The sequence below is a fragment of the Kribbella sp. NPDC050459 genome, from assembly GCF_040655315.1.
Taxonomy (GTDB): Bacteria; Actinomycetota; Actinomycetes; order Propionibacteriales; family Kribbellaceae; genus Kribbella.
In genome coordinates, this window is sequence record NZ_JBFAJQ010000001.1 from 999,557 (window position 1) to 1,018,587 (window position 19,031).

The 19,031-nt window shown below is 70.6% G+C and carries 13 protein-coding genes; 7 read left to right on the forward strand and 6 right to left on the reverse strand.

Annotation, left to right across the window (positions count from 1 at the left end; all coding sequences use genetic code 11):
- Entirely contained in the window at window positions 1–1,137 is a 1,137-nt protein-coding gene (locus tag AB0I12_RS04615) for a Gfo/Idh/MocA family oxidoreductase (RefSeq protein WP_359924502.1), read from the forward strand.
- A complete protein-coding gene (locus tag AB0I12_RS04620; protein ID WP_359924505.1) occupies window positions 1,134–1,919 on the forward strand; it encodes an alpha/beta fold hydrolase in 786 nt (261 codons plus the stop codon). Before AB0I12_RS04615 ends, AB0I12_RS04620 begins: the two co-directional genes overlap by 4 nt.
- Here AB0I12_RS04620 and AB0I12_RS04625 read toward each other — a convergent pair.
- The 3 genes from AB0I12_RS04625 to AB0I12_RS04635 are packed head-to-tail and all read right to left on the reverse strand — an operon-like array spanning window position 1,891 to window position 9,192.
- A complete protein-coding gene (locus AB0I12_RS04625) occupies window positions 1,891–2,913 on the reverse strand; it encodes a methyltransferase (RefSeq protein WP_359924506.1) in 1,023 nt (340 codons plus the stop codon). The genes AB0I12_RS04620 and AB0I12_RS04625 overlap by 29 nt on opposite strands.
- Before the next feature lie 16 nt (window positions 2,914–2,929).
- On the reverse strand, window positions 2,930–3,949 hold the full coding sequence (locus AB0I12_RS04630) for a methyltransferase (protein WP_359924509.1): 1,020 nt from the start codon (window positions 3,947–3,949) through the stop codon (window positions 2,930–2,932).
- Entirely contained in the window at window positions 3,946–9,192 is a 5,247-nt protein-coding gene (locus tag AB0I12_RS04635) for an amino acid adenylation domain-containing protein (protein ID WP_359924511.1), read from the reverse strand. Before AB0I12_RS04635 ends, AB0I12_RS04630 begins: the two co-directional genes overlap by 4 nt.
- A 126-nt stretch (window positions 9,193–9,318) precedes the next feature.
- On the opposite strand from AB0I12_RS04635, the gene AB0I12_RS04640 reads away from it, so the two are divergent.
- Window positions 9,319–10,260: an aldo/keto reductase gene (locus AB0I12_RS04640; protein ID WP_359924512.1), complete on the forward strand. Its 942-nt coding sequence runs from the start codon at window positions 9,319–9,321 to the stop codon at window positions 10,258–10,260.
- Complete coding sequence (locus AB0I12_RS04645) at window positions 10,257–11,531, forward strand: condensation domain-containing protein (protein WP_359924514.1); 1,275 nt, start codon at window positions 10,257–10,259, stop codon at window positions 11,529–11,531. Before AB0I12_RS04640 ends, AB0I12_RS04645 begins: the two co-directional genes overlap by 4 nt.
- On the opposite strand, the gene AB0I12_RS04650 is transcribed toward AB0I12_RS04645, so the two are convergent.
- On the reverse strand, window positions 11,512–13,218 hold the full coding sequence (locus AB0I12_RS04650) for a carbamoyltransferase C-terminal domain-containing protein (protein WP_359924516.1): 1,707 nt from the start codon (window positions 13,216–13,218) through the stop codon (window positions 11,512–11,514). The two genes, AB0I12_RS04645 and AB0I12_RS04650, sit on opposite strands and share 20 nt — an antisense overlap.
- A 1-nt stretch (window position 13,219) precedes the next feature.
- Window positions 13,220–14,344, reverse strand: a complete 1,125-nt coding sequence (locus AB0I12_RS04655; RefSeq protein ID WP_359924519.1) for a class I SAM-dependent methyltransferase — start codon at window positions 14,342–14,344, stop codon at window positions 13,220–13,222.
- 185 nt (window positions 14,345–14,529) lie between these two features.
- On the opposite strand from AB0I12_RS04655, the gene AB0I12_RS04660 reads away from it, so the two are divergent.
- On the forward strand, window positions 14,530–14,961 hold the full coding sequence (locus AB0I12_RS04660) for a VOC family protein (protein ID WP_359924522.1): 432 nt from the start codon (window positions 14,530–14,532) through the stop codon (window positions 14,959–14,961).
- A 46-nt stretch (window positions 14,962–15,007) separates the two neighbouring features.
- The gene (locus AB0I12_RS04665; protein WP_359924524.1) at window positions 15,008–16,600 is read left to right on the forward strand and encodes an AMP-binding protein; all 1,593 of its coding nucleotides are present in this window, start codon (window positions 15,008–15,010) and stop codon (window positions 16,598–16,600) included.
- 3 nt (window positions 16,601–16,603) lie between these two features.
- On the opposite strand, the gene AB0I12_RS04670 is transcribed toward AB0I12_RS04665, so the two are convergent.
- Complete coding sequence (locus AB0I12_RS04670; protein WP_359924526.1) at window positions 16,604–17,701, reverse strand: methyltransferase; 1,098 nt, start codon at window positions 17,699–17,701, stop codon at window positions 16,604–16,606.
- A gap of 114 nt (window positions 17,702–17,815) precedes the next feature.
- On the opposite strand from AB0I12_RS04670, the gene AB0I12_RS04675 reads away from it, so the two are divergent.
- Window positions 17,816–19,030 carry a cytochrome P450 gene (locus AB0I12_RS04675; protein ID WP_359924529.1) on the forward strand — a complete coding sequence of 405 codons (1,215 nt, stop codon included), beginning with the start codon at window positions 17,816–17,818 and terminating at the stop codon, window positions 19,028–19,030.
- The last annotated feature ends 1 nt before the right edge of the window (window position 19,031 follow it).

Genomic DNA, 19,031 nt, shown 5'->3' on the forward strand with positions numbered 1-19,031 from the left:
ATGCGTGCGATCGTGTGCGGTACCCGGTTCGGCCAGGTGTACCTGCAGGCGTTCCGGCAGCCAGGCAATCCGGTCGAGCTGGCGGGTGTCTTTGCCGGCGGCAGCCCGCGATCGCGCGCTGTGGCACGCCATTACGGCGTACCGCTGTTCACCCGGATCGACGACATCCCAGGAGATGTCGACATCGCCTGCGTCGTCATCCGCGGTGGTTTGCTCGGCGGTCAGGGCACCGATCTCGCACTGTCCTTGATGGAACGCGGCCTCCACGTCCTGCAGGAGCATCCGTTGCACCGAGACGAGCTGGCCGCGTGCGTGCGGCAGGCGCGGCGGTACGGCGTCGTTCACCGGCTCAACTCCTTCTACGTGCACGTCGAACCGGTACGCCGGTTCATCGCCGCGGCCAGGCAGCTGTTACGGACCCAGCAGGTGCGCTACGTGGACGCCGCGTGCGGTTTCCAGCTCGCCTACTCACTGCTCGACATCCTCGGACACGCACTCGGGGGCCTGCGGCCGTGGGGATTCGTCCAGCCGGCGGACGGCGCCGAAGTGTTCGGCCTGACCCGGCTGGACGTCCCGTTCCGCAGTCTCGACGGCGTCCTCGCGGGCGTGCCGATCACCCTACGCGTGCAGAACCAGATGGACCCGGAGGACCCGGACAACTACGCGCACCTGATGCACCGGATCACGATCGGCGTCGAGGGCGGGAACCTGAGTCTGCTCACGAGCCACGGACCGACGATCTGGAGTGCCCGGCCGGACTTCCCCCGCACGGTCGGTGCGGACAACGCCGCGTCGCATTTCGCGTCCGGCGCCGGCGGCGACGCGCATCTGGACCTGCCGAGTTCGCTGACCCTCGGCCCGGCCGAGGCGCCCGGTTTCCGTGCTGCCTTCGAGGACGTGTGGCCGGCCGGCGTCGCCCGCGCACTGACCGAGCTCGTCGACGCCGTCGAGGCCGGGCGATCCGGCAGCGCGCACGAGCAGTCCCATCTCGCGCTCTGCGAGCTGTGGCAGGACATCACGAAGGTTCTGGGCCCACCGGAGCTCGTCAGGGCGGACGACCCGTCGTTCCTGCTCGCCGATGACCTGGACGCCTTGCGATCGGCGCGACCGGACGCGACCCCGGCCGGTCGGCGATGAGCCCGGTGCGCGCCTCCGCGGACGGCTGGCTGCGGTGCTACCGTCCGCGGCCCGACGCCCGGGTACGGCTCGTCTGCCTGCCGCACGCGGGCGGGAACGCCGCGTTCTACCGGCCGTGGATCGATCTGCTGCCGCCGACGGTGGAGCTGGCCGCGGTGCAGTACCCCGGCCGGCTCGACCGGATGACCGAACCGCCAGTCCCGGACATGCCCACGATGGTGCGGACCCTGACCGCGGTGCTGCTCGCGGACCGCCGCCTTCCGTTGGCGATCTTCGGCCACAGCATGGGCGCGGCGATCGCCTTCGAGGTCGTCAGCCGGCTGGAGCGTCAGCACGGCGTGGAGCCGGTCAGGGTGGTTCTGTCCGGCCGGCAGCCGCCGGAGCACCACAGATCGGAGACGGTCGACGTCGAGGACGACGACGCACTGTGGGCAGACGTACGCCGGCTCGGCGGGACGACGGACGACTCCCTCGACAGCGACGCGATTCGCGCCTTCGCACTTCCCGGGGTGCGCGCCGACTATCGCCTGATCGACTCGTACGCGCCGGTGCGGCGGCCACCGATCGCGACCCCGATCACGGCCCTGGTCGGCGATGCGGACCCGGAGGTGAGTGTCGCCGAGGCCGGTGACTGGCGCCGGCACTCGACCGGCGGGTTCGAGCTGCGGGTGTTCTCCGGCGACCACTTCTACCTGGTGGCGCGGCGGACAGCGGTGATCGCGGACGTGGTGCGCGCACTCGGCGAGCCCGCGGTCACCCGCGCGCCGGGCGCGCTTCGATGATCGGGAACATCGCGGTCGGCACCACCTGGACCACCTCGAAGCCGTGCACAGCCAGCAGCTCGCCCACCTCGCGCTCGGTCCGCGCCTTGCCGGCCAGCATCGCCAGGCTCAGCAGGTCGTAGATCTTCCCGACATCGAAGGCGTCGCCTTCCTCGATCACCGGATCCATCAGGATCAGGCTGCTGTCCGGGCGCATCGCGGTGCGGAGTCCGGTCAGCAGCGGTGCGGCTCGATCGTCGGACCAGTCGTAGAGCACCCGCTTCAGGATGTAGGCGTCGGCGTCGGCGGGGAGTGGGTCGAAGAAGCTGCCGGGCAGGATGGTGCACCGGTCGGTGACGCCGGCTCTGTCGAGAACTGCTGGCGCGTTGGCGACAACGTGCGGGAGGTCGAGGAGTGTCCCGGTGATGCTCGTGTGGCGGGCGAGCAGGCCGGCGAGGAAGGCGCCGTCACCACCGCCGACATCGACCACCGAGCCGAAGCGCGGCCAGTCGAGGGCGCGCAGCATCGCGCGGAGCTCCAGGCGGGTGCCCGCGGCCTGGATCCCGTCGTACCGCGTGCTGTCGTCGGGATGGGTCGCGAGGTACTCGTAGTACCCCATGCCATGGACATGCTCGAAGGCCGACTCGCCGGTCCGCAGGGTGTGCCTGAACTCCGCCCACCCGTGGAAGTTCGCGGCCATCAGCGGGTAGGCGTCGGCCAGCGAGAGGGGGTGGTCGGTGCGGAGGAGGTCGGCGAGTGGGGTGAGGGCGAAGGTGTGGGGTTGGGTTTCGGTGAAGATTCCTTTGCAGGCGAGGGCTCTGAGGACTCGGTAGAGGGAGGGGGCGTGGGTGTTGGTGGCGGTGGCGAGGTCGGTGATGGTGCGGGGTCCGTTGGTGAGGTGGTCGGCGAGGTGGAGTTCGCTGACGGCTCGGATGCCGAAGGGGACGATGTAGTCGGCGAGTTCTTGCAGCCGGAAGATCGTGTCGATGAGAGAAGGCTGCCGGGTGGTCGTCATCTGTCGCGCACCGTCCTTAGTCCCGCGTTGCTTCGAAGATGGTCAGTGTCTGGGTTGTGACGCTCCCGGACAGCAGGAGACCGGCCTGCGACAGGAGTGTGGCGAGGTCCTCGCGGCTGCGGTCCGGACCGGCGACCAAAACGAGCGAGTGCAGATCGAGAAGCTTTCCGATGTGGAACTCGTCGCCCTCCGGCAGTTGCGCCTCCAGCAGGATGAGCCGGCTGTCCGGGCGCATCGCGGCGCGGACCCGCCGGAGAACGGTGCGGGCTGCCGCGTCATTCCAGTCGTGCAGGATGGTCTTGAGGATGTAGGCGTCGGCGTCGGCGGGGAGTGGGTCGAAGAAGCTGCCGGGCAGGATGGTGCAGCGGTCGGTGACGCCGGCCTTGTCGAGGACCGCTGGTGCGTTGGCGACGACGTGGGGCAGGTCGACGAGAGTGCCGGTGAGGCCGGTATGGCGGGCGAGCAGGCCGGCGAGGAACGTGCCGTCACCGCCGCCGACGTCCACCACGGTGCCCAGCTCCGACCACGGGTAGGCGTGCAGGACGTCCCGCAGCACGTACCGGTTCTGTGCGCGGACCGAGCGATCCACTCTCTCGCTCTCGAGCGGGTTCTGCGCGAGGTAGTCGTAGTACCCGGTTCCGTGGACGTCCTCGAACGCCGACTCCCCGGTGCGGAGCGTGTGGCCGAACTCGGCCCAGGCCCGCAGGTCGCCGATGACGAACGGGTAGGCGTCGGCGAGGGAGAGGGGGTGGTCGGTGCGGAGGAGGTCGGCGAGTGGGGTGAGGGCGAAGGTGTGGGGTTGGGTTTCGGTGAAGATTCCTTTGCAGGCGAGGGCTCTGAGGACTCGGTAGAGGGAGGGGGCGTGGGTGTTGGTGGCGGTGGCGAGGTCGGTGATGGTGCGGGGTCCGTTGGTGAGGTGGTCGGCGAGGTGGAGTTCGCTGACGGCTCGGATGCCGAAGGGGACGATGTAGTCGGCGAGTTCTTGCAGCCGGAGGATCGTGTCGACCAGCGAAGGCTGCCGGGTCTCGACCGTCACGAACGACTCACCTCGTTCGCCAGCGCCGCAACGACTTCCGGGCTCCACGGACTCGCCTGGTCGAGCCGGCGAACTGCGAAGTCTCCGAGGCACGCACGTTCCCACTCCGTCGCCGGATCGGAAGCCGGTTCGCCATCCGGAACGATGAGGGTGACGTCACCGGCGTACACCGGCCAGGGCCGCTCGGCGAAGGCGTTGACCAGACGCCCGTAACCGTCGACGCAGTGCGCCAACACCTGCGCGTCCGGCAACGACCCGTCAGCCGCCTCGTGCTCGCCGGGCAGGACCGCGAGCGCAGGATCGAGGCCGAGCTCGCGCAGGCACAGGTCCTCGATCAGCACCGGATCGCTGACCTGGTCCGGCGGCGTCGTACCGGCGACGACGACCAGCCGGCGCACGTCCTGGCCTTGCTCGGCACAGCGCAAGGACAGCTCCAGCGCGAGACGGCCACCGGCGCCGACGCCCACGATGGTCGCCGGCCCCTGGCGTTCGGCGAGCAGCTGGGCGTACTCGCCGATCATCGCCTCGAGCTCAGCCTCCGAATGCCCGTCGTACGACGTATCGAAAGCCGCCACCGGCTGCAGCCCGTCGGGCAGCTGCGCGAGCAGTGGGCCCCAGACCGGCACGCCGGGAACCGGCGGCACCAGCACCACGATGTGGCCGTCTGCCGCGGTCTCGTTCCGCAACGGGACCAGGCGATGCTTCATCGGCGGCGCGTCGTCGGCGACGGCGGCGCCCGGCTCCTCGTGGCCGGCGAGGAACTCGGCCTGCTGGGCCACGGTCGGCGCATCGAGGATGCAGCGCAGCATCTGATCGAAGAACACGGCACCGGCCGCCGGAACAGCTTCGATCAGCCGTCCGGCCAGCTTCGCCGCGAGCAGCGAGTCTCCACCCAACGCGAAGAAGCTCTGATCGCGTCCGACGACCGGCAGCTCCAGGATCTCCGCCCAGGTGGTGGCGACCGCCTGCTCGAGCTCGTTGGCCGGCTCCTGGCCGGCCGCCTCGGGTGCCTGACCTTCCGGCAGCCGGACCCATGTGCCCAGCGTCGCCAGATCGACCTTGCCGTTGCCGGTGAGCGGCAACTGGTCGACGACCTCGATGCCGGCCGGGACCATGTACGACGGCAGCCGCCCGGCGACGTGGTCACGAACCGCGTCGGCGTCGAGCCGGGCCCGGTCGCTCTTGAAGCGGGCGAGGAACACCGTCATCCCGAGCTCGCCGAGCAGGTCGTCGTCCGGCTCCGGCAGGCAGTGCACGACATCGGCGAACTGCCTCTCGAGCTGGCGCTGCCAGGCGCCGCGGCTCAGGAACACGTCGTCGGTCCCCCGTCGCTCGTCCGCGAAGTCGCCGGTGTCGTCGAGCCGGGTCAGCAGCTCCAGCGACGTCATGATCTGGTAGTGATCCCGGGTCATCTCCAGGAAGCAGATCCACCCACCCGGTGCGAGCAGTTCGTGCAGGCGACCGAGTGTCCGGCCGACGTCCGCGGTGGCGTGCAGGACATCGCCGGCGACGATGATGTCGAAGCTGTTCGGCCGCAGGCCCTGGGCGCGGAAGTCCTCGTCGAGGTCGTAGCGCGCATACCGCACCGACGACAGATGCCCGAATCGCTCCCGCGCACTGCTCAGGAAATACGGCGAGAGATCGGTGACGAGGTAGTCCACCTCACCGTCGGCGAAGCCGGCCAGCACGGCCGCGGTCGTACCGCCGCCGCCGGCTCCGACCTCGAGCACCCTCGGCACCGCATCGGCAGGCATCGCCGAGACCAGCTCCCGTACGGCGGCCGCCGCGACCCGGTTCGCCCAGCGGTTGAAGAGCGCGTCGGCGTACAAGTCCTCGGACACCTCGAGGCTGCCCTTGGGGAAGAGGAGCTGCAGCGGATCGGCGTCGGCGCGGACGAGTTCGGCCAAGTGGGTCGCGCTGGTGTGGAAGTAGTCGACGAGCTCGGTGTCGTCGCCGGCCGCCTCGCGGAGTTCCTCGATCCGTTTCCAGGCCGTCGAGACGAGCTCGTCGTCGGCATCGCGCAGCAGCCGATACCGGCCGTCGGCCAGGTGCTCCAGGTGCCCGGTCGTGACCAGGGCGCGCAGCCACCGGCGGACCAGGCGACGGTGGGCCGGCGCGACCTCGGCGCGGGTGAGGATGGTGTCGAGGTCGTGCGCGGCGCCGTCGGTGAACAGGTCCGCCGATCGCAGGGTGCGGACCATCGCGAGCAGCGCGACCTCGTCGAGCTCCCGCAGATACGTCAGATAGGTCTCGGGTTCGAGGCCGACCAGCAGATCGTTGCCGGCATCCCTGGCCGCCGGGACCAGCGACGCCGGTGCGGGTTGCGCCTGCGCTGCCAGCGTCGCCGGCTGGACGAAGCCGACGAGATGCCGCTGCAGTGGATCGGCCCCGTCCACGATCACCGCGGACGCTGCGACCCCCGGGCAGCTCTGCAGAGCGCTGTCGACCTCGCCGAGCTCGATGCGGTGCCCGCGGATCTTGACCTGGGAGTCGGCACGCCCGAGGAACTCGATGGTCCCGTCGGGAAGGTAGCGGCCGAGGTCACCGGTCCGGTAGAGTCGCTCGCCGCTCACCGGATGCTCGACGAACCGCTCGGCCGTCCGGGTCTGGTCGCCGTGGTAGCCGAGTGCGAGGCCGACTCCGCCGATGAACAGCTCGCCGCGGACCCAGTCCGGACAGTCGCGGAACGCCGCGTCGAGCACGTGGAAGCGCTGGTTGGTCAGCGGAACGCCGTACGGGATGCTCCGGGCGCCGGACGGGACCTCCTTGATCGGATGCCAGATCGACCAGATCGACGCCTCCGTCGCGCCCCCGAGGCTGATCAGCTCGACGCCCGGGACCCGCTCGCGGATCGCGTCCGGAAGGTTCACCGGGATCCAGTCCCCGGAGAGCAGCGCGACCCGGAGAGTCGGCAGCTCCGCCCCGGGAGCCGAGGCCAGGTAGTCGGACAGCATCTGCATCTGCGCCGGCACCGAGTTCCAGACGGTCACGCCGCGATTGGCGATCAACGCCGCCCAGTGCGACGGGTCACCGCGGCGGTCGTGCTCGGGCAGGACCAGCCGACCGCCGACGGACAGCGGTCCGAAGATGTCGTACACCGACAGGTCGAACCCGAGGCTCGCCAGGCCGAGCACCGCGTCGTCCTCGCCGACGTCGAAGCGGTCGTTGATGTCGGCCACGGTGTTACGAGCGCCCCGGTGGCTGATCATGACACCCTTCGGCGTCCCGGTGGAGCCGGAGGTGTAGATGACGTAGGCGAGATCGTCCGGCCCCGTCGCAAGGCGCGGCAGGTCGGGTGCGTCCGCGGGTTCGATGGTGTCGACGGCAAGGACGGCGGTTCCTGACGGCCACGAAACATCCAGATGGGCGGAGGTGGTCAGCACCGCGGCGGGCCGGGCGTCGGCGATGATCTGGTCCCGGCGCGCCGGAGGCTGGCTGGTGTCGACCGGGACGTACGCCGCGCCGGCCAGTAGCGCGCCGAGGACGGCGATCACCTGCGGCGCGCCTTTGTCTGCGGTGACGAGGACCAGGTCGCCTTCCGTACAGCCGGCCGCGACGAGCCAGCCGGCCACCCCGCGGGCCCGCCCGGCCAAGTCGCCGTACGTGAGCCGGCCGAGCTGCGCACATTCCACCGCGACCCGATCCGGTGTGCGCTCGGCCTGAACCATCACCGGCGCATGCAGCAGGTCTTCAGGTACGGCGGCATCGGTCCCGTTGCACTCCTCCCGGCGCGCTCGCTGATCGGCGGGCAGCGGGACCGGGTCCGGAGCCTCCCAGATCGCCTCGGTCGCCGCCATCTCGCGGAGCAGGCCGGCGAACGCAGCGAACATCGCGTCGACCACCCCGTCGGGGAAGACGCCGTCGCGAACGTCCCAGTTGGTGTCGACCTGCCCGTCGCGTTCGATGTTCTGACAGTCGATCCAGACCTGCGGCGTCTGGCTGATGCCGTAGCTGGGCCGCGCGCCGGATCCGTCGGCCGGAGCGTCGCCCGCGACCATGCCGATCGCGCTGGTGAAAACCACCGGGAACAAGGCTTTGGGCCTGCCCGGGGTCCGGGCCAGCTCGCGGACGACCTCGATACCGGTGAAGCTCCCGTGGTCCAGGTCCTGCCAGAGCTGTGCCTGCAGCGCCCGCGCCCGCTCCCGCAGCGGGAGCCGACGGTCGGCGTCGACAGCGAGGAGGCTTACCGAGGTGAAGTCGCCCACCAACTGGTCGACCTGAGGATGCACGGGCAGCCTGTTGAGGACGGTGATGTCCAGCGTGAACGCGGGCTGTGCGCTCCACGCGGCGATGACCTCGGCGTACGCCGTCAGCACGGCGGAGGACGGCGTCAGTCCGAAGCGGGCCGCCTGCTCACGCAACGCGGCCCACTCGGACTTCGTCAGCGTCGTCGCCCAGCGGCGGAATCTCGGTGGGGCCGCACGGGACTCGTCGACCACCGGAAGGACAGGTGCTGCAGGCAACGAGTCCAGCCGGCCCAGCCAGTAGTCGCGATCGCGGGCGTGGCGGCTGCCGCTGCGACTCTCGCGCTCGGCGACGAGGTAGTCGCGGTAGCTGATCTCGAGTTCGGGAAAGACCGCGCCGGGGTCGTCGTAGCGCCGGAGCAGCTCGCCCAGGACCACACGGATCGACACGAAGTCACACACCAGGAAGTCGAGCGACAGGTGGACGACGTCGCGCCCGGCGAGCCTGGTGACGCGCAGATCGAACATCGGCCAGCTGTCGGGGGAGTAAACGCGGTGATCCATCGCGGCACGGACCTCGAGGAACTCCGACGGCGCGGCGCCGGTGCGCAAATCGAGCACCGGCACCTCGAACTCGGGCACCTGCTCCAGCACGCGCTGGTAGCCGTCCGCGCTGATGATCGCGCGCAACATGTCGTGCCGAGCGATGACCGCGTTCCAGGCGGCCTGCAGCCGGCCGGCGTCGAGATCGGTGAACTCGAGCTCGCCGTACCCGTGGCAGCCGACACCGCCGTAGTCGAAGGCGTCGCGGCGGCCGAGCAGGTAGGCGGACTGGACGTCGCTGAGCGGGAACCGCTCGTGCCGCTGCTCGGGGCTCGGACGGATCGCCGCGGTGTCCTGACGGAGGTAGTCGAGGACCTCGTCCCGCCGGGTCCGCAGGGTGGCGAGGCGGTCGCCGGTCAGGACGCCGCGCGGTGCCCGGTAGCGCACCGCGCCGGACTCCTCCCACAGCACGACGCCCGCGAGCCGCAGTTCTTCGACGAGAGTTCCGATGTGCATCACAGTTGCCCTTCCTCACGAAAGGTACGTGCGGTTCAGTGGATTCCACGCGTTGCACCAGGTCTGCAGTTTTCGAACCGTATCCGCATTGCGGCGGGCGGCCAACGTGAGCAGAAGGGCACCGGGATGGAACAGCGGAAGGTGGGCGAGAGCGACCTTGTCACGTCGGAGATCGCTCTCGGGTCGTGGCTGACGTACGGCGACCGGGTCGATCGGGAGACCGCGGCCGACTGTGTCCGGCGGGCGTACGAGCTGGGGATCTCGTTGTTCGACTGTGCGAACGTGTACGGCAGAGGCGCCGCGGAGTCCTTGCTGGGTGAGGTTCTGGGCGACTTCCCGCGGGACAGCTATCTGCTGGCGACCAAGGTGTACTTCCCGATGGGACGCGGCGAGCTGGGACTGTCGGCCGCGCAGGTCCGCAAGCAGTGCGACGAGTCGCTGCGCCGCTTCGGTGTCGACCACATCGATCTCTATCAGTGTCATCGCTACGACACCCGCACGCCGCTCGAGGAGACGATGACGGCGCTGACGGAATTGGTTGCCGCAGGCAAGATCCGGTACGCCGGCTTCAGCGAGTGGACGCCGGAGCAGATCACGGCCGCCTTCGAGCTTCCCGGCGTGACGAGATTCGCGTCCAGCCAGCCGGAGTACTCGATCCTGCACCGCGCGCCGGAGGAAACCGTCTTCGGCGCCTGCGAGCGGTTCGGGATCGGGAACATCGTCTACTCGCCGCTGGCGCAGGGCGTCCTCACCGGGAAGTACCGCGCAGGAGAAGCGCCGCCGGAGGGATCGCGTGCGGCGGGCCGCGCGACGCGGGGATCGATGGGTAGCTACGCAGGTGCCGAGAACATCAAGAAGGCCGACCAGTTGCGGGAGGTGGCAGCTGCCGCCGGATTGTCGATGACCCAGCTGGCTCTGGCCTGGGCGCTGCGTGATCCGGTCGTCAGTGCCACGATCGTCGGCGCCAGCCGGCCGGAGCAGCTGGAGGAATCCGTGAGCGCGTCCGGCGTCACACTCGACGCCGCCACGCTGGCCGCGATCGACGCGGTGACCGGTACGCCGTCGTGACCGGGGTCGCGCCCGCCTCGACGGGGCAACGGTTGCTGTGGTTCCTCGACCACTACCAGAGCGAGAGCAGCATCAACTGCCCACTGGTCTGCCGGATCCGCGGTGAGGCCGGCGAAGGACGTCTGGAAGCCGCGCTCGACCGCCTCGTGGCGCGGCACGAATCGCTCCGGACGACGTTCGACGGGCGCGGCTCGAGGCTGCGTCAGGTCGTTCATGCTCCGGCCCGCGTGGTCGTCCGGCACGAGTGGTGCTCCGCGGGCTGGAGTGACGAGCTCGTCGAACAGCTCCTGGATGCAGAGCTTCGGACGCCGATCGACCCGCAGAAGGGTCCGCTGCGCGCGACCGTCTGGCACTTCGGCGCGGCCGATCACCTGCTCTGCCTCAACCTCCATCATCTGGTCGCCGACTCGTGGTCGTGCGGGGTCCTCTTCCGCGAGCTCGGTGCTCTGCTGGAGGACGCCCCGCCCGATCTGCCGCGGGTCGACTGGCAGTACCGCGACTTCACCGACTGGCAGGACGAGCTGCTCACCGGCTCTGCGCTCGACCGGCATCGGGCCTACTGGCAGCGGCAATTGTCCGGCCTCCGTACTCCGGACCTGCCGGTGCACGGTGGTCCACGCACGGCGTCCGGCCGGTCGGAGATGGTCGAGGCCGTCGTTCCGGGTGAGGTGGTCGACGCGCTGGAGGCAGTGGCCAACGCGCAACGCACCACCCTGTTCGCGGTGGTGCTCGCGACGTACTTCGCCGCGCTGCATCGCCGGTGTGGCGGGCATGACCTGGCGGTGGCCACGATGCTGGCCAACCGTTCGCGGCCCGAGACGCGGTTCACGGTCGGACTGCTCGCCACCATGGCGATGCTGCGCGTCCGGCTGCCCGTCGAGCCCAGCCTGGCGGACATCGTTCGCAAGACCCGGAGCACGGTGCGGGACGCGCTGCGGTTCCAGGAGTTGCCGTACCAGCTTGTGCCCGGCACCGGCGCCGCCCGCGCGGCCAGGACCGACAGCGTCGTCTTCCAGATGATGCCGGAGCCGATCCAGCAGGCCAGCCGGCACGACGCCGTCCAGCTCGAAGGGCTCGTCCCGCACGTCGGCGGCCGCTTCGACCTCGAACTCTCGGTGCTGCCGTGTGCCGACGGTCTCCGGGCGATGCTGTTCCACCGCCCGGAGCGGTGTGATCCGGACTGGGTCCGAGGGTTCCTCGCGGACTACGTCCGCATCACGTCGGCGGCCGCCAGCGCGCCGTACACGCCGATCAGTGCGCTGCTGAGCTGAGCTCCACCGTGCGCTCGAGGTCCGTCTCGCTGCGCGTCACGACGAGATCGTCCAGGACGAGCAGGTCGATGCCCGGGGCGCGGACGAAGGTCGAGACGGCGTCCTGGCTCGAGTGCACGATCGGTTCGCCGGCCAGGTTCAGCGAGGTGTTCGCCACGGCAGGCAGACCGGTCCGGCGCCGGAACTGGTCGATGAGCTCCCAGTAGACCGGGTTCGTCGTGCGGGAGACGCGCTGCGGCCGGGCGGACCCGTCCACGTGGGTGGTGGCCGGCATCCGCGCCCGTACGTCGGGGCGGACGGTGCCGGCTTCGAGCATGAAGTCGGCGCCGTCGCCGACCGTGTCCACGAACAGGTCGCCGACATGTTCGGCGAGCACACTCGGAGCGATCGGCCGCCACATCTCGCGGCCTTTGACGATGTTCAGCCGCTCCCAGATGCGGCGGTCCCGGGGATCGGCGAGCAGGCTGCGCGTCCCGAGCGCCCGCTGACCGACCTCACCGCGGCCGCGTGCCCAAGCGACCACACGGCCCGCGGCCAGGGCTTCCGCGACGGTCGCGGCCAGGTCGGTCCCGGGCAGCGACCGGGACACCAGCCCGGCCTTCGAGACCGCGGCGGCCACGTCGTCGAGCTCCGTCGACCAGTAGGCGTGGTCCATGCGCACCGGCTGGAAGGAGTTCTGGCCGGCTGCCTCGACGAGTGCCGCGCCGAGCGACACACCGACGTCCGTCGGCACCGGCGGTACGTACACCCGGTCGTAGAGGCCGCTGCGGGACAGCCGCCCGATCATCGTGCAGTTCATCCCGACGCCGCCGGCGAGGACCAGCGTCCGGGCGCCGGTCAGCCGACGGGCCTCGGCGGCCAGGGAGAGCACCGACTCCTCGACGGCCAGCTGGACGCTCGCCGCGAAGTCCGCGTAGGACATCGCCTCCTCGCCGGTCCGTTCGGCGTACGGGTAGTGGCAGCTGAACGCGGACCGTACGGCGTTCTCGTACTCCGGCGTGAAGCTGAGCGCGAACACGTTGGGATCCGGCGTGTGATCGACGCCCGGCACCAGCAGTGCGTAGCCGTCCGGTGCCGGCCGCAGCGGGACGTCGTGGCTGGGCCGGCCGTACGCCGAGAGTCCCATCAGCTTGCCCGCACCCCACTCGCCGAGTCCCGCCCACTTCGAGGCGGAGGCGTAGAAGAAGCCGAGCGACTGGTGGATCGGCAGTTCCCGGAGGATCTCGATGCGGCCGTCCCGCCCGTGCGCGATCGAGGTGCACTGGGTCTCGCCGGCGCCGTCGATGACCACGATGGCGACGTCGTCCTCGCCGCAGGAGTAGTACGCGCTGGCCGCATGGGCCAGGTGATGCGGTATCCAGCTGACGGGCGGCATCTCGGCCGGCGGCGCGTCGGGGAACAAGAGTCTGCGCAGGCCGGCCGGACCGAACCGGCGGTGCTCGGCGAGCTTGGTCCGGCTGATGTCCCAGCCGATCGCCACACCGGCCAGGGAGTCGGCCGAGATACCCGCGGACCGGAGGCATTCGGTGACCGCGTCGGCGGGGGTCTGGCCCAGCGCGTGCTTGCGTCTGCCGACCTTCTCCTGCTCGACGAGCGTGACGAGCGCACCGTCACGAAGAACAGCGGCGGACGCGTCGTGGAAGCCGATGTTCACGCCGAGCGTGTAGCGGCCGTCGGTTGCGGGCATGTCAGGTCCGATCTGTGCTGTCGACGAGGTGATACATCCGGTGGAAGCGCTCCTGCACGGGCAGGATCCGCGCATCGCCGAAGCCGGCGTCCCGTGCGAACGCGCGAACCTGTTCGGGCCGCAGCACGGTTCCGGTGCCGGTCGTCGGCGTACTGGCCATCGCGGCGGGCAGACAGTGCAGGACGCTGGTCGCGTACTGGAAGCGCTCGACCTCGTCGGCCGGCGCGGAGAACTCGAGGCCGACCTTGGCGTCCAGCACGATCGCGGCGCCGCCGGCGGCCCGGCTCGCCCGGCAGGCACACAGGACCTCCACCGGCCGGGGCATCTCGTGGAGCATGTCCAGCAGGCAGACCAGGTCGAACGGCCCGCCTGGTAGCGGCTGCGTAGCGTCGTGCACGGTGAACTCGACCCGGTCGGAGACCCCGGCCTCGCAGGCGTTCTGCCGGGCGTCCGCCACCGAGTCGGCGTCCAGGTCGAAGCCGTGGACCAAAGCCCGGGGATACGCCTTGGCGAGCGCGATGCTCGCCCAGCCCGCGCCGCAGCCGACGTCCGCGATCCGCGCGCCGGGAGCGCGGAGCGCGGCGTGCACAGCGGGCAAGGCCCGCCGGATCCATCCGGCCAGTTGATGGGTGAACAGCGCGCGGTTGGCACCCGAGTGACCGCGTCGCCAGTCCGCGCCGAACCGCGCGTCGGGAACCCCGCCGCCGGTCCGGAACGCGTCGAGCAGAGCCGGTAGCGCGTTCGCGATGCCGCCGAGCGGCAGCACCGCCATCGATGCCAAGGACAACGGATCGTCCGAGGCGGTCAGCACCCGGGCATGCTCGGCCGGCAGGCTGAAGACCCGCTCGGCCGGCGGGCGCGTCACGTCGTCGACCTCCAGGATTCCCGCGACCGCCTGCTGTTCGAGCCATTCGCGGGCGTACCTGGGCGCGATGCCGGCCCGTGCGGCGAGGTCGTCGTACGTCCCGGGCGCGGCGTGCAGGGCGTCGTACAGGCCGAGCTGCAGGCCCAGGTAGCTGGACAACAGTTCCTGGGTCGCGAGGCACGCGAGCCAGAGCCGGACCTGCATCGCGCGGGCACGGGTGCCGGGGGCCGCGGCTCCGGCGGTTGACGATCCTGCGTCCATCGACCCTCCATGCCCGGTACGACCGTTCGGCGAGACGCTGACGGGGCGAGAGCCTACGAAACCTTCGGACGCCGGCGTAGGCGCGACGTTGATCGCGCGCTGCGCGCTTGATTGCGGCTGTGCCGGTGCGACCCTAGGGTGTTCGGGACGAGCGATCCGACCGACGACGTGGAGGTAGCCGCGGCATGTCAAGTGACCAGGGAACCCGGCCGGCCGTGATCCCGATGCTGGCGTACGAGGACGCTGCGGCCGCGATGGACTGGCTGGCGAAGGCGTTCGGCTTCCGGGAACTGACCCGGATGCTCGACGACAACGGCGCGGTGATGCACGGCGAGATGGCCGCCGGCGACGGCATGATCATGCTGGCGACGCCGACCCCCGACTACGAGAGCCCGCGGCACCACGGCGAGCACTGCGAGGCGGCCCGGTCCTGGCTGAGCGTCCCGTACGTCATCGACGGCGTGTATGTGCGAGTGGACGACGTCGACGCGCACTACCGCCAGGCGCAGGAGGCGGGCGCGACCATTCTCGGGGAGCCGTCCGACAATCCCTACGGCCGGACCTATCGGGTCGAGGACGTCGAGGGACATCGCTGGATGTTTGCGCAAGGCAACTAGCTTCCGACGACGAAGGCGGGGCCCTGATGCAGCGAGCGAGACGATCGTGCTGACCGGCGCCGCACCGTGGCCGGCCGACCGGGCCGCGGCGTACCGCCGGGGTGGGTACTGGAGCGGTGAGACGCTGGCCGACCTGGGCCGGGAGCCGGCTCGCGAGGCTGCCGGACGCACTGCGCTGGCAACGCTGCAGCGCCAGGTCAGTTATGGACAGCTGGACCGGTGGGCGGACGAGCTGGCCGGTGGGCTTCGTGCGCTCGGTCTGCGCGCCGGGGACCGAGCTGTGGTGCAGCTGCCGAACACGCCGGATTTCGTTGCGCTCTGCCTGGCGCTGTTCCGGCTCGGCGTGCTGCCCGTGCTCGCGCTGCCCGCGCACCGGCGGGTCGAGCTGGCCTACCTCTGTGCCCACACCGAGGCGAAGCTGCTCGTGGTGCCTGACGTGGTGGCCGGATTCGACCATCGCGAGCTCGCTCGCGAGATCCGGCCGACGGCGCCGGCCTTGGAGCGCGTGCTGGTGGCCGGTGACCCGGGGGAGTTCGTCGCCCTCGACGAGACGCGCGCCGAACCGGCGCAGGTGCCGCCACCCGACCCGGACGACGTCGCGCTGCTGCTGCTGTCCGGAGGTACGACGCAGTTGCCGAAGCTGATCCCGCGGACGCACAACGACTACGCGTACCAGTTGCGTGCGACAGCCGCTGCGATGCATTTCGACGACAGCGGCGTCTATCTGGCCGCACTGCCCGCGGCACACAACGCCGCGCTCGGCTGTCCTGGAGTGCTCGGAGCGATCCGGGCCGGCGGCACCGCCGTTCTGGCGGCGAGTCCGAGCCCGGACGAGGTGTTCCCGTTGATCGCGCGGGAGCAGGTCACGCTGACGACCTTGATGCCGGCCTTCCTGCCGCTGTGGATGAAGACCGCGCCCGCCTTCGGCGCCGACCTGTCGAGGCTGACGATCGAGGTCGGTGGAGCGCGGTTGGAGCCCGAGCTCGCGGCGGAAGCCGAGCGTGTGCTGGGCTGCCGTTTGACCCGGTGGTTCGGGATGGCCGAAGGTCTGCTCTCGTTCACCCGGCCGGAGGCTCCGGCCGAGCAACGGCACCGCACCGAAGGGCATCCGCTCTCGGACGACGACGAGATCCGTGTTGTCGACGAGCACGACCAGCCCGTGCCGCACGGTGAGGTCGGCGAGTTGCTGACGCGCGGCCCGTACACGATCAACGGGTACTACCGCGCGGAGGAGCACAACGCGAAGACCTTCACGGCCGACGGCTTCTTCCGTACCGGTGACCTGGTGACCCTGCGGCCCGACGGAAACCTGGTCGTCGAGGGGCGGATCAAGGACGTGGTCAACCGCGGCGGCGAGAAGATCTCCGCGGCCGAGGTCGAGGAACACCTGGCCGCCCACCCGCGGGTGCACGAGGCAGCCGTCGTCGCGCAGCCCGACCCGGTCCTGGGGGAGCGGACGTGCGTGTTCGTCGTCGCGGCGACCGGCGATGCGCCCAGCCTGTCGGATCTGCGGAGCTTCCTCGGCGATCGCGGCCTGGCGACGTACAAGCTCCCGGACGCGGTGGTCTCCGTCGAGTCGTTGCCCTACACATCGATCGGGAAGGTCCACAAGGCGGCGCTGCGGGCCCGGCTGGCGTGACCGTCAGACCATCGAGACCCACGGTGCGAGCCGGCCGGTGCTGCCCAGGTCGACGATGCTCAGTCCGCGGTCGCCTTCGCCGACGCGGAGGAAGGCCCAGGTAGCGGTCCGAGCCCCCAGCGTCGCGTAGTGGTCCGTGATCTCGCCGGTGAACTGCTCGATCAGGTCCGCGCGTCCCGAAGCCATCGCCTCCGCGGTCCCACGGACCAGCGGTGAGGCCGGCGTCGCCGGAATCGCCGAGGTGGCCAGCACGGTGACGTCGTAGCCTGCCTGCGCGGCCCAGGCGGCGAGCTCGTCGCGCAGCAACAGGTCGCCGTCCTCGTCGCGGAGCAGCATCGTCGCCAGGAACGCGCTGCCACCGGGCTCCAGGTGCTCCGGAAGACCGCCGAGCACCCTACGCGCGATGGCGAATCCGTCCGGCCCGCCCGCGCCCGCGACCGGGAACGAGTGACCCGGCGGAACCGGCATGAACGGCACGTTCGCCACGACATGGTCGTACCGCTCGCCGTTCACGGCGTCGTACAGGTCTCCGACACGGACGTCCACCTTCGCGATCGCGCCGTTCAGAGCGGCATTCAGTACGGCGATCGCGGCCGCGCGCGGCATGAGCTCCACCAGCGTGACCGTTGCGCAGGACGCGGCCGCGGTCAGGCCTTGGAAGCCGGGACCGGCGCAGAGGTCGAGGCAGGAACGACCCGTGCCGTACGACGCATGCATCGCCAGCGCCAACGAGTCGGGGCCGAAGTAGGTGTCCACCTGCGTCGGCCCCGGAGGCTCTGCGAGCAACCACACGCCATGCGGGCGAAAGAGCGACAGGCGTGGCAGCGATACATGCGTGCCGTCGAGCTGCGCGACGTCCGCCGCAACCAGGACTGGGAGCGCGGCAACCACCTCACTCGGAAGCGCGCTTCGGCTGACACAACGCTGCAGCAGCAGGAGATCCACGAGGCTACGCAACGATCCGTCGAGCCGGTCCGCCTCGCGCGCCCAGCGATCGCGCCGGGTCGCATGCGGTGGAAAAGCAGCCAGGAACGACGCGAAGCCGTGCCGCTCCAAGGCGCCCGGTAGCCGGCTCAACGCGTCGTACTCCGCCTCGTCCATCGACACTCCTTCGCACCGGTCTGCGGACCGTCGTCACGGTATTGCCTGGGTTGCACTCCCGTCGACGGCCGCAGACGCTGATGACCTGTGCCCAGTCGCGCCCCGGAGGATTCTGTGACGATCGACCCGCTGCCTCCCCGGTTCGATCACGACGCTCCCGATGTCCTGGTCGATCCGTATCCCGCCTACCGGGAACTGCGGAACGCCGGCCCGCTGTGCCGCTTCGGTCCCGGGCAGTGGGGCGTCACGCGGCATGCCGAGGTGTCGGCGTTGCTGCGCGACCGGCGGCTCGGGCACGGGTATCCGCCCGAATACCGGCGATTCGCGGTGGGCGACGGACCCGCGACCGAGTTCTTCGGTGCCATCAGCATCGTTCGCGACCCGCCCGAACACGCCAAGCTCCGGGGGCTGATGAGCAAGGCCTTCACCCCGGCGCTGGTCCGCGGGCTGTCCGCCCGGCTGGGCGAGCTCGTCGACGAGCTCCTCGATCCGGCCGCGGACACCGGAACGCTCGACGTGGCGAAGGACCTCGCGTACCCGCTGCCGATCACGGTGATCTGCGAGCTGATGGGGGTCCCGGCGAGCGACCGCAATCTGGTGCGGCCGCGTGCGGCGGATCTGGCGCGCGGCTGGAACACCCACGTCGCGGAGGCGGATCGGCCCGCGGTGCACGACTCGGTCGTGTGGCTGCGGGAGTACGTCGGTGCGATGCTCGACGACCGCCGGCGGGCCGCCGGCGACGACCTGCTCAGCCGGATGGTCGCGGCCGCCGGCGACGACGGCACCGGGCTGACCCGCGACGAGATCGTCGACAACGCGGTCTTCCTGTTCTTCGCGGGCTTCGAGACGACGCGGAACATGATCAGTACCGGATGCGCCGCGTTGCTGGAGCACCGTGACCAGCTCGCCAGGCTCCGTGCGGAGCCCGGGCTGGCGCCGTCGGCGGTCGAGGAGTTCCTGCGCTACGACGCGCCGGTGCAGGGCGCCGGCCGGATGGTGCTGGAGCCGATCGAGGTCGGCGGTCAGGTCATCCGGGCGGGCAGGGTGCTGGTGCTCCTGCTCGGCTCTGCCAACCACGACGAGCGGGTGTACTCCGAGCCGGATCGGCTGGACATCGGCCGCTCCCCGAATCCACAGCTCGCGTTCGGCAGCGGCAGCCACTTCTGCCTGGGCGCGCCACTGGCGCGTGAGGAGGGTCGCGTGGTCTTCCAGCGTCTGCTCAGCCGGTTCGCCGTCATCGAACCGGCGGGCGATCCGGTTCGACGGTTCACGAGTGCGGGCAACATCCGCGCCTTCGAGAGCGTGCCCCTGTCGGTACGCGCAGCCTGAG

What these genes read in the sequence shown, in the direction of transcription:
- AB0I12_RS04615 (WP_359924502.1), top strand. Translation starts at nt 1, where the DNA reads ATGCGTGCGATCGTGTGCGGTACCCGGTTCGGCCAGGTGTACCTGCAG.
- AB0I12_RS04620 (WP_359924505.1), top strand. Translation starts at nt 1,134, where the DNA reads ATGAGCCCGGTGCGCGCCTCCGCGGACGGCTGGCTGCGGTGCTACCGT.
- AB0I12_RS04625 (WP_359924506.1), bottom strand. Translation starts at nt 2,913, where the DNA reads ATGACGACCACCCGGCAGCCTTCTCTCATCGACACGATCTTCCGGCTG.
- AB0I12_RS04635 (WP_359924511.1), bottom strand. Translation starts at nt 9,192, where the DNA reads ATGCACATCGGAACTCTCGTCGAAGAACTGCGGCTCGCGGGCGTCGTG.
- AB0I12_RS04640 (WP_359924512.1), top strand. Translation starts at nt 9,319, where the DNA reads ATGGAACAGCGGAAGGTGGGCGAGAGCGACCTTGTCACGTCGGAGATC.
- AB0I12_RS04650 (WP_359924516.1), bottom strand. Translation starts at nt 13,218, where the DNA reads ATGCCCGCAACCGACGGCCGCTACACGCTCGGCGTGAACATCGGCTTC.
- AB0I12_RS04655 (WP_359924519.1), bottom strand. Translation starts at nt 14,344, where the DNA reads ATGGACGCAGGATCGTCAACCGCCGGAGCCGCGGCCCCCGGCACCCGT.
- AB0I12_RS04660 (WP_359924522.1), top strand. Translation starts at nt 14,530, where the DNA reads ATGTCAAGTGACCAGGGAACCCGGCCGGCCGTGATCCCGATGCTGGCG.
- AB0I12_RS04670 (WP_359924526.1), bottom strand. Translation starts at nt 17,701, where the DNA reads ATGGACGAGGCGGAGTACGACGCGTTGAGCCGGCTACCGGGCGCCTTG.